This is a genomic window from Iodidimonas nitroreducens (assembly GCA_000710935.1).
Taxonomy (GTDB): domain Bacteria; phylum Pseudomonadota; class Alphaproteobacteria; order Sphingomonadales; family Rhodothalassiaceae; genus Iodidimonas; species Iodidimonas nitroreducens.
Window position 1 is genome coordinate 182,902 of sequence record BAYV01000015.1, and the last position, 12,625, is coordinate 195,526.

General features: G+C 57.5%; 10 protein-coding genes. 5 read left to right on the top strand and 5 right to left on the bottom strand.

Annotation, left to right across the window (positions count from 1 at the left end; translation table 11 throughout):
* Positions 1 to 190: 190 nt before the first annotated feature.
* The 3 genes from AQ1_RS08005 to rpoD all read left to right on the top strand — a co-directional run bounded on the left by AQ1_RS08005 (position 191) and on the right by rpoD (position 4,913).
* The gene (locus AQ1_RS08005) at positions 191 to 649 is read left to right on the top strand and encodes a GatB/YqeY domain-containing protein (protein ID WP_042086045.1); all 459 of its coding nucleotides are present in this window, start codon (positions 191 to 193) and stop codon (positions 647 to 649) included.
* 103 nt (positions 650 to 752) lie between these two features.
* Positions 753 to 2,687: a DNA primase gene (gene dnaG, locus AQ1_RS08010; protein ID WP_042086046.1), complete on the top strand. Its 1,935-nt coding sequence runs from the start codon at positions 753 to 755 to the stop codon at positions 2,685 to 2,687.
* 93 nt (positions 2,688 to 2,780) lie between these two features.
* The gene (gene rpoD / locus AQ1_RS08015; protein WP_042086048.1) at positions 2,781 to 4,913 is read left to right on the top strand and encodes an RNA polymerase sigma factor RpoD; all 2,133 of its coding nucleotides are present in this window, start codon (positions 2,781 to 2,783) and stop codon (positions 4,911 to 4,913) included.
* An 8-nt stretch (positions 4,914 to 4,921) separates the two neighbouring features.
* Here the strand turns inward: rpoD and AQ1_RS14490 are convergent, their stop codons facing one another.
* The 4 genes from AQ1_RS14490 to AQ1_RS08035 form a co-directional block, all read right to left on the bottom strand.
* Complete coding sequence (locus tag AQ1_RS14490; protein WP_150007012.1) at positions 4,922 to 5,425, bottom strand: hypothetical protein; 504 nt, start codon at positions 5,423 to 5,425, stop codon at positions 4,922 to 4,924.
* Between the two features lie 110 nt (positions 5,426 to 5,535).
* Entirely contained in the window at positions 5,536 to 7,041 is a 1,506-nt protein-coding gene (gene amaB, locus AQ1_RS08025) for an L-piperidine-6-carboxylate dehydrogenase (protein ID WP_081837179.1), read from the bottom strand.
* A gap of 55 nt (positions 7,042 to 7,096) precedes the next feature.
* Positions 7,097 to 8,800, bottom strand: a complete 1,704-nt coding sequence (locus AQ1_RS08030; RefSeq protein WP_042086049.1) for a thiamine pyrophosphate-dependent enzyme — start codon at positions 8,798 to 8,800, stop codon at positions 7,097 to 7,099.
* A gap of 14 nt (positions 8,801 to 8,814) precedes the next feature.
* The gene (locus AQ1_RS08035; RefSeq protein WP_042086050.1) at positions 8,815 to 9,936 is read right to left on the bottom strand and encodes a saccharopine dehydrogenase family protein; all 1,122 of its coding nucleotides are present in this window, start codon (positions 9,934 to 9,936) and stop codon (positions 8,815 to 8,817) included.
* Positions 9,937 to 10,224: 288 nt separating this feature from the next.
* Between AQ1_RS08035 and AQ1_RS08040 the strand changes: the two genes are divergently transcribed.
* Together AQ1_RS08040 and AQ1_RS08045 are read left to right on the top strand one after the other, a co-directional pair.
* Complete coding sequence (locus AQ1_RS08040; protein ID WP_042086052.1) at positions 10,225 to 11,130, top strand: MBL fold metallo-hydrolase; 906 nt, start codon at positions 10,225 to 10,227, stop codon at positions 11,128 to 11,130.
* Positions 11,127 to 12,062 carry an alpha/beta fold hydrolase gene (locus AQ1_RS08045; RefSeq protein WP_052371112.1) on the top strand — a complete coding sequence of 312 codons (936 nt, stop codon included), beginning with the start codon at positions 11,127 to 11,129 and terminating at the stop codon, positions 12,060 to 12,062. Before AQ1_RS08040 ends, AQ1_RS08045 begins: the two co-directional genes overlap by 4 nt.
* A gap of 10 nt (positions 12,063 to 12,072) precedes the next feature.
* Here AQ1_RS08045 and AQ1_RS08050 read toward each other — a convergent pair whose 3' ends face one another.
* Entirely contained in the window at positions 12,073 to 12,570 is a 498-nt protein-coding gene (locus AQ1_RS08050) for a dihydrofolate reductase (RefSeq protein WP_390624388.1), read from the bottom strand.
* Positions 12,571 to 12,625 lie beyond the last annotated feature (55 nt).

Consider the following 12,625-nt stretch of genomic DNA (forward strand, 5'->3'; position numbering starts at 1 on the left):
AGTCCCATCCTGATGGCGCGAGAAGGAGGGGTTAAACCGCCGCGGACATTAGTGAATGCGACGGCCAAGGTCAAGACGGCGTGGGCCCCCTCAAAGATCCACCCCCATAACCACCAAAGCGCCTGACCAGAACCAGAGACCAACTGGACGATAAGCGCCAAAAAAGACCAACAGGGACAGGAATAAAGCCATGACTTTACGTGAAAAATTGAATGCCGCCGTGAAGGATGCCATGCGCGCCAAAGAGCAGCGCAAGCTTTCCACCCTGCGGCTGATTCTGGCCGCCGTGAAGGATCGGGATATCGTGCGCCGCACGGAATCGGATGAGCGCGATGATGATCTGATCATCAGCGAAATCATGGCCCGCATGATCAAACAACGGCATGACAGCATCAAAGCCTATGAAGAAGGCGGTCGCCTTGAACTGGCGGAAAAGGAACGCGAGGAAATCGACATCATCTCGGCCTTTCTCCCCCGCCAATTAGGGGACGAGGAAATCGAGACCGCCTGCCAAGCGGTGGTCGATGAGCTGGAGGCCACAGCCCTCAAGGATATCGGCCGCTGTATGGCCGTGCTGAAAGAACGCCATGTCGGGCAAATGGATTTCGCCAAAGCCAGCCAGAAGGTAAAAGCGATCCTGTCGACCTGAAGAACGGGCGTGATGATCTTGTCTCCCCGATGCCGGGTCGCTTAGTCTTTGGCCTCGGCTTTGGGCCTGTTTTGGCTCCCCATCGCGATGGATGAACTCAAAGATGCGTTTTCCACCCCGTTTCATGGATGAATTGCGCGATCGGGTGCCCCTTGGCGATCTGGTCAATCGCAAGGTCAAGCTCAACCGGGCGGGGCGCGATCTGAAGGGCCTGTGCCCTTTTCATAGCGAGAAAACGCCGTCTTTTCATGTGGTGGAAGACAAGAATTTCTATCATTGCTTTGGCTGTGGGGCCCATGGCGATGCCATAAGCTGGCTGATGGAAAGCGAAGGGCTGAGCTTTCCCGAAGCGGTGGAGCAACTGGCACAGATTGCGGGCATGGCCCTGCCCAAGCCCGATCCCCAAGCCCGCCAGAAGGCAGAAAAATCGGCCAGCCTTTTTGAAGTTTTAGAGGCGGCGACCCATTGGTTTCAGCAGGAATTGGGCGGCGCATCGGGGCGGGCGGCCCGGCGCTATCTGCTGGATCGCGGCCTTGATACCGAAATCATGCGCCGCTTTCGGCTGGGCTTTGCCCCCGATTCCTATGAAGCCCTGAAAGATGCCCTGGTGGCACAGGGGCTGCACGTGCCCCAGCTTATCGACGCGGGCCTTTTGAAACCATCGGAGAAGGGCGGCGCGCCCTATTCATGGTTCAGAAACCGGATCATCTTTCCCATCAGCGATCGTCAGGGCCGGGTGATCGCCTTTGGCGGGCGATCGATGGAACCTGATAATCCGGCCAAATATCTCAATAGCCCTGAAACCGAGCTGTTTCACAAGGGCCACAGCCTTTATAATCTAGCCAATGCCCGCAAACCCGCGCATCAGGCGGGCAGCGTAGTGGCGGTGGAAGGCTATATGGATGTGATCGCACTGGCGCAGGCGGGGATCGATCATGCCGTCGCCCCTTTGGGCACCGCCCTCACCCCTGAGCAGATCGCCCTTTTGTGGACGATGAGCGCCGAACCGATCCTGTGCTTTGATGGCGATCAGGCTGGCCAGCGGGCCGCCCTGCGTGCCGCCGAACGCTGCCTGCCCCTGCTCAAACCGGGGAAATCCCTGCGCTTTGCGATCCTGCCCGAAGGGCTTGATCCCGATGATCTGCTGCGCCGGGATGGCCCCAAGGCCCTTCAGGCCGTTCTGGATGCCGCCGAACCCTTGTCCGAACTGCTCTGGCGCAGCCTGATCACCGGTAAGGATATTGGGACGCCCGAACGCCGCGCCGGTTTGGAGCAAACGGTCTTCAACATGCTTACAAATATTACGGATGAGAAAATCCGAGGCTTTTATATCCGCGATTTTCGGGATCGTTTCTATCGCCTTGGCCGCCCCGCTGCATCGGGCCGGGCAGCGGGCCGGGCCGCGGGCAAGGGCAGTTTCCAAAACCGTTTTCAAAGTGGGTCTTTGGCCAGATCATTGGGCAGTTCTGTGAGCCGTTTTCACCATCCGGGCATGGCCCCCGGCCCCGCATCGCCGCAGTTGAAAGCGAGTCGTCTGGGTCGCAATACCCCCGGGCCGGACCGCATTCTTTTTGAACAATTGCTCTGTCTTTATGCCATTAACCATCCATTGCTGGCGGAAAGCCATGCCGAGGCTTTGGCCCTGGTCGATTTCACCGACAGCGCGCTTGACAAATTGCGTCAGGAAATCCTAGTCACCCTCAGTTCAGGGAAAGGTCTTGATCAAGGCGCACTGAAGGACCATTTGGCAAAGAACGGTTTCAAGGGGATTGTTGCGCAGCTTATGAGTTCGCCACTGCTGAGACCGGCATGGTCGGCCTGGCCCGAAGCCACCGCACAGGAAGCCGCCATTGGCTGGCATCATGTGATGGCGCGTTTGCGGCGGCTGGCTTTGAGCGATGAGATTGCTGCCGCAGAAGCAGCCTATAGGGATCATGGAAGCGATGAAACGCTGCGACAGCTTGTTCATTTGAAGCAGGAATATGACCTGACCGAAGGCACCGAGGCCGAATTGGAAGGCTATGTCTTTCGGCAATGATGTGGCAAATGAGGGGGTGGGACTCATGGCGCATCGAGGATGAAAGATGGACGTGACGACTTTTGACGTTTTTGAAAACAAGAGACACAAATAATGGCATCCAGCCCCGACGCACATGACGCCATCGACGCCCGCGAAGACGGTGATAGCCCGATCCTTGATATGAGCGAGGCCTCTGTCAAAAAGATGATCAGCCGTGCCCGCGAGCGCGGCTATATCTCTTATGACGAGATCAATAAAGCCCTGCCCAGCGATGAGATTTCATCTGAAAAGATCGAAGACATCATGAGCCTTCTTTCTGAGATGGGGATCAATGTGATCGAGGGCGACGAGCCCGAAGAAGACGGCGACAGCGATCAGGAACCCATCCTCACCACCAAAAAGAAAACCCCCGACAGCCGTGCCCCCGCTGCCGAGGACGATGACGACGAAGACGATGATGACGGCGATGAGGAAGAAGCCTTCAAGGTTTCGACAGTGAAATCCGAAAGCGATCGCACAGATGATCCCGTGCGCATGTATCTGCGCGAAATGGGATCGGTGGAATTGCTGTCGCGCGAAGGCGAAATTGCCATCGCCAAGCGGATCGAAGCCGGCCGCGAAACGATGATCCAGGGCCTGTGCGAAAGTCCCCTCACCTTTCAGGCTTTGGTGTCCTGGTCGCAGGCCTTGAATGAAGGCCGGATGCTTTTGCGCGATATCATCGATCTTGATGCAACCATGGGCGGTGGCCCGGAAGCCGCGGTGGCAGCCGCCAGCGCGAGCAATGACCCGCAAAGCGCCGATAGCGATGCTTTAAGCGACCCGACAACCGAGCCAAAGGCCGCTGATGATGAGGGGGCGAGCGCCGCCACGGCCAAAAATGCACCCGCATCGGCTGACGACGAGGGCGGCCCTGAGGACGAGCAGCCCGCAGCCCGCATCGGCGATACCGATGATGATGATGATGACGACGAATCGAATATGTCGCTGGCTGCCATGGAAGAGCATTTAAAGCCGGAAACCCTCGATAAATTCGAGGCCATCACCACCACTTATAAAAAGCTTTATCGCCTGCAGGATGCCCGGCTTGAAGCCGCCGCCGCAGGCGAGGAACTGACCACCGCCAGTGAACGCAAATATACCAAATTGCACGCCGAACTGGTGGCGCTGCTGCGATCCGTGCGGTTCAATAATCTGCGCATCGAAGAATTGGTGGATCAGTTATATTCCTTGAACAAGCGGCTTTTGGCTTTGGGGGGCCGGGTTTTGCGCATGGCGGAAACCTATAAAATCCCGCGTTCCGATTTTCTCAATGAATATATGGGCCAGGAACTCGAAGAAAACTGGCTCGACCGGGTCTCCACCAAAGACAAGAAATGGGCCAAATTCGCCGCTGCCGAAGCCACGGCCGTTGCCAATATCCGCGATCAGGTGGCGGAAATTTCCAATGAAACCGGTTTGCAGGTTGCGGAATTCCGACGCATCGTGCACACCGTGCAAAAAGGCGAAAAAGAAGCCCGGATCGCCAAAAAGGAAATGGTTGAAGCCAATCTGCGGCTGGTCATCTCTATCGCCAAGAAATACACCAATCGCGGCCTGCAATTCCTCGATCTCATTCAGGAAGGCAATATCGGGCTGATGAAGGCGGTGGATAAATTTGAATATCGCCGGGGCTATAAATTTTCGACCTATGCCACATGGTGGATCCGGCAGGCGATCACCCGCTCCATTGCCGATCAGGCGCGCACCATCCGCATTCCCGTGCATATGATTGAAACCATCAATAAGCTGGTCCGCACGGGCCGCCAGATGCTTCATGAAATCGGCCGGGAAGCCACCCCCGAAGAACTGGCCGAACGCCTGTCGATGCCGCTGGATAAGGTCCGCAAGGTGATGAAAATCGCCAAGGAACCGATTAGCCTTGAAACCCCCATCGGCGATGAAGAAGATAGCCATCTGGGCGATTTCATCGAAGACAAAAACGCCATTCTGCCCGTGGATGCGGCGATCCAATCGAACTTACGCGAAACCACGACCCGGGTGCTGGCCTCCCTCACCCCACGTGAAGAGCGGGTTTTGCGGATGCGCTTTGGGATCGGCATGAACACCGATCACACTCTGGAAGAAGTGGGCCAGCAATTTTCGGTGACCCGCGAACGCATCCGCCAGATCGAAGCCAAGGCCCTGCGCAAGCTGAAACATCCCAGCCGATCCAGAAAGCTCAGAAGCTTCCTTGATACCTGATCCGCTGCTCAATCCTGCGGCTGTTCGGCTTTTTCATAAGCTTGAAACAGGCCAAGGCCGCAGGTCGTGCCCGCAACCGGGCTGTGATTGATCACCGTGATCAGATCGGTATTGCAAAGCCGCCCGGTGCTGGTGGAATAGGAAAAGCTTTCATAAAAACCCAATTGCGAGCAGCGATGGGGGAGCGTGCTGAGATAGCCGCCCCCACCCAGCATTTCAAAAAAAATCTCACGATCCGACAAAACATGGCTTTGCCTGATCTGGCTGAGCCGGATGCAATTCTCGCTCTCACCGCTCGAGGCATAGCCTTTCATTACCGCATAGCGATCCTGCGGGGGCTGTTCGCTTCCATTCTTGTCACTTTGTTCTCCGGCAGCGCTTGCCGGTTCTTTCGCCGTCTCTTGCGCCCAGCCATGAGCGCCTGAAACCAAAAGACCGAAGGACAAAGCCGCGCCATAAAAAACAGCGCGACCCATTAGGCGCCCGGATAGGCCACATTGCCTGATCATCATAGCTCTCCCTGTTCGCCGTCACATCATAAAGCTATGATGCGTTGGCTTTGAAACAAGAGTTTGGCGGGTTCGATCACCTTATCGAGAAACGGCGGCAGCCTGCGGCCCGCTCAAAGCTCGAAGCTGATGCCTTGGGCCAAAGGCAACTGAGTGGAATAATTCACCGTGGAGGTTTGCCGACGCATATAAACCCGCCACGCATCAGAGCCCGATTCGCGGCCCCCGCCGGTCTCTTTCTCGCCGCCAAAAGCGCCGCCGATTTCAGCGCCCGAGGTGCCGATATTGATATTGGCAATCCCGCAATCCGATCCAGTGGCGGACAGATAAAGCTCGGCCTCGCGCACATCATTGCTGAACAAAGCCGATGATAAACCCTGCGACACCGCATTTTGCAAGGCAATCGCCGCATCGAAATCATCATATTTCACCGCATATAAAATGGGGGCGAAGGTTTCATCCATCATCACCCCTTTTTGAGCGGGCATTTCAACAATCGCCGGGCGCGCATAAAAGGCATCGGGATAGCGATCGGCCAGCACACGCCCCCCGCCCTCAACCACGCCGCCTTCGGCCCGGGCGCGCTCAAGGGCTTTGTCCATGGCATTGAGCGCCGCCTCATCGATCAGCGGCCCCACCAGCGCGCCTTCCAGGGGATTGCCCACCGTCACCCGCTCGAAAGCCGCCTTCAGCCGGGGCATCAGATCATCATAGATGCTGCGATGAATGATCAGCCTGCGGGTGGATGTGCAGCGCTGACCCGCCGTGCCCACGGCCCCGAACACGATCGCCCGCACCGCCAGATCAAGATCCGCCGACGGGGCGACGATGATCGCATTATTGCCGCCCAATTCCAAAAGGCAGCGGCCAAAGCGGCTGGCCACCCTTGGCGCCACCTTGCGCCCCATGGCACAGGAGCCGGTGGCTGAAATCAGCGGCACCCGGGGATCATCCACCAAAGCTTCGCCAATATCGGCCGCCCCGATCACAATCTGCGACAAGCCATCGGGGGCCGCCCCGAATTTGGCGGCAGCGCGCAAAAACAGGGCTTGGCAGGCCAAAGCAGTGAACGGCGTTTTTTCGGATGGTTTCCATAAAACCGGATCGCCACACACCAAAGCCAATGCCGTATTCCATGACCAGACGGCGACCGGGAAATTAAAGGCGGAAATCACCCCCACGGGGCCAAGCGGCTGCCAGTTTTCGCGCATGGCATGGCCGGGCCGTTCCGAGGCAATGGTCAAGCCATAAAGCTGGCGCGACAGGCCCACGGCGAAATCGCAGATATCGATCATTTCCTGCACTTCGCCCTTGCCTTCTTCAAGGATCTTGCCGTTTTCCACGCTCACCAACCGCCCCAGCGCATCCTTGTGGGCGCGCAATTCTTCGCCCAGAAGCCGCACCAACTCGCCTCGCTGGGGCCCCGGCATCTGCCGCCAGATGGCAAAGGCTTCCACCGCCTTCCCCACTTTCTCAGCCACGGATTGGGGGCTATCCATCTTCACATGACCAATCAGGCTTCCATCGATGGGGCTGGTGACCGCCAAAGTTCCGGCCTGATCACCAGAATGATCCAATGGCCCCAGATGCAGGGATGAAAAAAGCTCTTTGATCGTCATGGGGATTGTCTCCGTTTAATGGTTTTATTCTGCGCCGGTATGGCGGTGAAAAATGTCAGGCACGGCCAAGGTTTGAAAGCCGGGCGGTGGGGCTGATCGCTTCCCTGTCCACCCTGATTTCGATCAAAGCCGGGCCATCCGTTGCCCGAGCGCGGGCCAAAGCGGGGGCAAAATCATCGCTGTGTTCCACCAGAAATCCTTCCATCCCAAAGGATCGGGCATAGGCCACGAAATCGGGATTGCTGAGATCGGTGCCGCTTACCCGCCCGGGATAATGGCGTTCCTGATGCATCCGAATGGTGCCATAAAAGCCATTATTGAGCACTAAAAACACCAGCTTTGCCTGATAGCGCACCGCCGTGGCCAATTCATTGCCGCTCATCAAAAAGCAGCCATCGCCCGCCACCGATATCACCGGGCGATCTCGGTGCACAAGGGCGGCGGCGATGCCCGCTGGCACCGCATAGCCCATGGCCCCGGATGTGGGGGCAAGCTGGGTGCGAAAGCCGCGATATTCAAAAAAACGATGCAAAAAGGCGGCATAATTGCCCGCCCCATTGGTGATGATCGCATCATCGGGCAAAGCCGCCCGCAAATGCCCATAAAGGGCGGCCAACTGCACCCCGCCCGGATTGGAAACGGGGGCCCTCCAGGCCCGCTCCTGCGCTTTGTTCAAAGCCCCCCAATCCGCCCAACGCCCTGCCACATCCCCTGGCAAGCCTTCATTGGCCAGGGCATCGATAAACAGCCCGGGTGCGGCATTAATCGCCAGATCAGGCTGATAAACCCGGCCCAATTCTTCGGCCCCGGCATGCACATGCACCATTTTTTGCGCCGGATAAGGCGGTTTCAGGCGGCGATAGCCATCGGTGGTCATCTCCCCCAAACGGGGGCCGAGAACCAGCAGCAGATCAGCCTTTTGCACATGCGCCACAAGGCCGGGATCAGCGCCTATCCCCAGATGCCCGGCATAAGCGCTGGAGCGATTATCAACAAGCGACTGGGCGCGAAACGACACCGCCAGCGGAATCCCCGCCTTTTCCGCAAACTGCCGCAATTGTTTGGCTTCTGGTTCTGTCCAAGGCCCGCCACCCCCTAGAATGAATGGTCGTTTCGCCTGCGAAATAAGTTCGGCCACAGCCTTCACATCATCGGGATGGGGGGAGGCCTGCACCGCCTTATGGGCGGGCCGGGATGCTTGAACGCGAGCCTCATGAGGATCAGCCCCGCATTCGGCGCTCAGCACATCTTCGGGCAAGGCCAAAGCCACCGGCCCCTGACGGCCAGCAAGGGCGGTTGACCACGCGCGGCCCACATATTCAGTCATGCGGGAAGGCTCACCCACCTCGCCGGTCCATTTCGTCACTTCCGACAGAAAGCGGCGATAATCGATTTCCTGAAAGGCTTCGCGGTCGATCATCTGCCGCGCCACCTGCCCGATGAACAGCATCATCGGGGTGGAATCCTGAAAAGCGGTGTGCAGGCCAATGCTGGCATGGGTCGCCCCCGGACCCCGGGTGACAAAGGCAAGGCCGGGCTGCCCCGTCAGCTTGCCATAGGCTTCAGCCATATTGGCGGCGGCCGCTTCATGGCGGCAGGTGATGAAGGGCAGACGATCCTGCTGATCATAAAGGGCATCGAGCACGGCCAGATAGCTTTCGCCGGGCACGCCAAAAGCCATGCGCGCGCCCCGGCTGATCAGAGCATCGACCAGAAGGCGCGCCCCGGTGGTCATGCTGTCATCAGGGTTCGATGTCATGAAACTTTGCCCCTTCAGGCCACCGCCGCCCCGGCATGGGCATCGGCAACATTAGGCTGATCAAGGGCATAATGGCAGCCAAATCGATTGGCAAGGAACTGATCGAGGCCAATATCTTCCTGTTTCACAAAGCCCTTTTGGGCAATTTTTCCCTGCGCCAAAAGATCGAGAACCGCGCAGATGCCCGCCGCTGTGGTGATCTGAATCCCGCTCCACACCCGTCCGCCCAAGGCATGGGCATAAATCTTTTGCGCATGGCTTTCCTGCATGAAACGGCCATCCCTTTGCCCTGATACGGTGACAAAGATCAGCACCACATCCTGCATCGTCACCGGGATCGCATGTTCAAAAATCTGCTTTAAAAGCCCCTGATTTTCCGCCAGCCGCAAATCCTGCAACAGCATCTTCACCAGATCCCGATGACCGGGATAGCGCACCGTGCGATAATTGAGATATTGCACCTTGCCGGCCAGTGTTTCGGCCAAAGTGCCCAGCCCGCCCGAGGTATTGAAGGCTTCGTAATTCACCCCATCCAGAGAAAAATGCTCGATTTCCTCTAAAGGCGGCACCTCGCGCATCGCGCCATTCACCACCGCTTCGCAAGGATTGCAATATTCATTGATCAGGCCATCGGTTGACCATGTGAGATTATATTGCAAGGCATTGGTGGGATATTTCGGCAAGGCCCCCACCCGCATCTGCACGCTGTGGAGGCTATCGAAACGCCGCGCCAGATCATGGGCAACGATGGAAATAAAGCCCGGAGCCAGGCCGCATTGGGGAATGAAGGCGGTGGCCGCCCCTTCAGCCAAAGCCTTGATCGCCCGGGTGCTGGCCACATCTTCGGTGAGATCAAGATAATGGCAGCCCGATTGCCCGGCCACATCGCCAATCAGGGGATTGAGATGATAGGGCATCGCCGACATCACCGCAAAGCAGCCCGCCATGGCCGCCGCCAAATCCTTGGGATCGGTGCAATCCACGATCTGGGTGCTGATCCGCCCCGAAGGCAGGATGCGCGCCAAGGCCGCCGCATCGCGATCGGCCACACGCACCTGATAATCACCACTTTCCGCCAGCATGATGGCGATCATTGCACCGATCTTACCCGCCCCCAGCAAAAGAATCTGCTTCATTTTGTGCTCCCGAATGCATGGGGATCATCATCGCTTTTACGGTTTATCAATGATCCCGCCCCAAAGATTATCAAGATTATATAGACAGCCTTGATACGCTGCCCCTGACAACTTTGTGAACCCCTGATTTAGGCTTATCTGTGCACAGGCGATTTCACTTCTGCACAAGATGTCTTATATGCAGTTTGAAACCAAGATCTTGTGCCTGTGCTTGATGGCAAGGCATAAGGAGCCCCAAGCCCGAAGCAATCGGGCGGAACAGTAAAAAATAGGAAGAGTCAAAAGTCAGTGCCTCCCAAATTCAATCGTGATTTTGACATCCCCTATGGCATCGCCATCGATATTGCGCCCGGTATCAGCCGTGTTCTTGCCAATAATCCCAAGGATTATACCTTCAAAGGGACCAACAGCTTTCTGATCGGCAGGAAGGAACTGGCGATCATCGATCCCGGTCCGCTGCTCGAAAGCCATATCGATGCGCTGATCAAAGCCATTGGCGGGCGCCCGGTGTGCGCCATTCTGGTCACCCACAGCCATGCCGATCATTCCCCGGCAGCGCAGGTTTTAAGCGAAAAATGCGGTGCCCCGGTCATGGGCCATCGTCCCCTTGATCCGGCCATCGCCGCCCTCACCGAAGAAGATGTGGATCTGGAATTTTCCCCCGATCGCGCCCTTGGCGATGGCGATGAAATCGCGGTGGATGGGCGGATCATCCGGGCCGTTCACACGCCCGGGCATTTCCCCAATCATTTGTGCTATGCCCTTGATGATGATCGCATTCTTTTTTCCGGCGATCAGGTGATGGGCTGGTCCACCACCGTCATCTCGCCGCCCCTTGGCAATCTGGAACATTATCTTGCCTCCCTTGATCGCCTGCTGGGCCGCGATGATCGGCTCTATCTGCCAAGCCATGGGCCGCAGATCGATGATCCGCATCCTTATGTGCGGGATTTGATCCGCCATCGCCATCATCGCGAACAGCAGATCATCACCTGCCTTGCCAAGGGCTGCACTACGCCGGATGCGATTGTTGCGGATATTTATGAAGGTCTGTCGCCACGGCTGGAACAGGCGGCAGCGCAATCGGTGCAGGCGCATCTGGATTATCTGGCGGCGCGCGGGCTGATCAATCCTGATCATTCCCATCAATTGCAGGAACTACAGGCGGCGATTGCAAGCCCGCTGGCGTCATGACCCGATCCGCCCGGAGCCGAGGCTGGCGCAGCGCCGGAAAGATCGCCCTGCTGATCGCTGGCGTTTTAGGTATTCTGGGTGGCGTTTATGCCTGCGCCTCGCCACCGGGCATTTCATCTGCGCGCGTGGCATGGGATGCCACGCCTTTGGGATATAGTGCCGAAATTGGCGGCGAAACCCCGCAAATCATCAGGATCAACGGCTATGCTGCTGGCCCGAATGATGGACGCGCGGTGATATTGGTGCATGGCACACCGGGCTCGGCCAAGGTTTGGAAAGACTTCATCCAATATGCCGAGGATCAGCCCCGGGCGAAAAATCTGCGCTTCATCACCATCGATCGCCCCGGCTTTGGAGAGAGCGAGCCCAAGGGGGCCATGGTCTCGCTCAAGGATCAGGCCGCCGCTCTCGCCCCGCTTTTGGTTGCCGAAAATGGCCAAAAGCCGATCATGAAGCCAATCATTTTAGGCCACAGCCTGGGCGGGCCGGTGGCGGCGCGGGCCGGGCTTGATTATCCCGATGCGGTGGGGGGGCTGGTGCTCGCCGCCGGGGCCTTTGATCCCGATCTCGAAAAAGTGTATGCGATCCAGTATCTTGGCGATAGTTTTCTGCTGTCATGGGCTTTGCCCCGCGCCCTTAAAAATGCCAATCGCGAATTGATCGCCCTCAAGGCCGAATTAAAAGAATTGGCTTTGGGCCTGCCCCAACTCACAACCCCCACCATCATGGTCCATGGCACCGATGATGATCTGGTGCCTTATGACAATGTGGCCTTTCTGCGCCGCATGATCGATCCGGCGCTGCCCTTCAAGCTGATGCGAATCGATGAAGGCGACCATTTCCTGCCATGGAATGCCAAAGAAACCCTGCTTGAAGCCATTCTTGATCTTGATCAGCAGCTTCGAGCCAGTGACCCGCTCCCTGCCCTGTGATTCAAAAAAATCAGGCTCTTTCCAGCTCGATGAAGGAATAGGCCGGTTGGCCATCGCTGGCGGGATGATCCTCGCGCCCAATTTCGCGCCATTCTTCGCGCGATAAAGCGGGAAAAATCGCATCACCTGTATAAACCCCATGCACACGGGTGAGATAGATGCGATCCGCCCGATCCAGAAAGGCCCGATAAATTTCCGCGCCGCCGATGATCATCACCTCGGGGCAGGAATCGGCAAGATCGAGGGCCGCATCAGGGCTGTGGGCCAGCAGGATATCGGGATGAACATCCGCCATTATTTGCCGGGTGATCACAATATTTTTGCGCCCCGCTAAGGGCTTGCCAATCGATTCGTGGGTTTTGCGGCCCATGATCACCGGTTTCCCCATGGTCAACTGGCGAAAATGGCGCAAATCCGGCGGCAGGTGCCATGGCATCCGGCCTTGATCGCCAATCACGCCATTTTCGGCGGCGGCTACAATCAGTGATAATCTTGCCAAGGGGCGCACTTCCTGCTTTTCTTGGGGCCTTCATTTTTCATCGATAACCCCGCTCGATCAGGAT

What these genes read in the sequence shown, in the direction of transcription:
- AQ1_RS08005 (WP_042086045.1), top strand. Translation starts at nt 191, where the DNA reads ATGACTTTACGTGAAAAATTGAATGCCGCCGTGAAGGATGCCATGCGC.
- dnaG (WP_042086046.1), top strand. Translation starts at nt 753, where the DNA reads ATGCGTTTTCCACCCCGTTTCATGGATGAATTGCGCGATCGGGTGCCC.
- rpoD (WP_042086048.1), top strand. Translation starts at nt 2,781, where the DNA reads ATGGCATCCAGCCCCGACGCACATGACGCCATCGACGCCCGCGAAGAC.
- AQ1_RS14490 (WP_150007012.1), bottom strand. Translation starts at nt 5,425, where the DNA reads ATGATGATCAGGCAATGTGGCCTATCCGGGCGCCTAATGGGTCGCGCT.
- amaB (WP_081837179.1), bottom strand. Translation starts at nt 7,041, where the DNA reads ATGACGATCAAAGAGCTTTTTTCATCCCTGCATCTGGGGCCATTGGAT.
- AQ1_RS08030 (WP_042086049.1), bottom strand. Translation starts at nt 8,800, where the DNA reads ATGACATCGAACCCTGATGACAGCATGACCACCGGGGCGCGCCTTCTG.
- AQ1_RS08035 (WP_042086050.1), bottom strand. Translation starts at nt 9,936, where the DNA reads ATGAAGCAGATTCTTTTGCTGGGGGCGGGTAAGATCGGTGCAATGATC.
- AQ1_RS08045 (WP_052371112.1), top strand. Translation starts at nt 11,127, where the DNA reads ATGACCCGATCCGCCCGGAGCCGAGGCTGGCGCAGCGCCGGAAAGATC.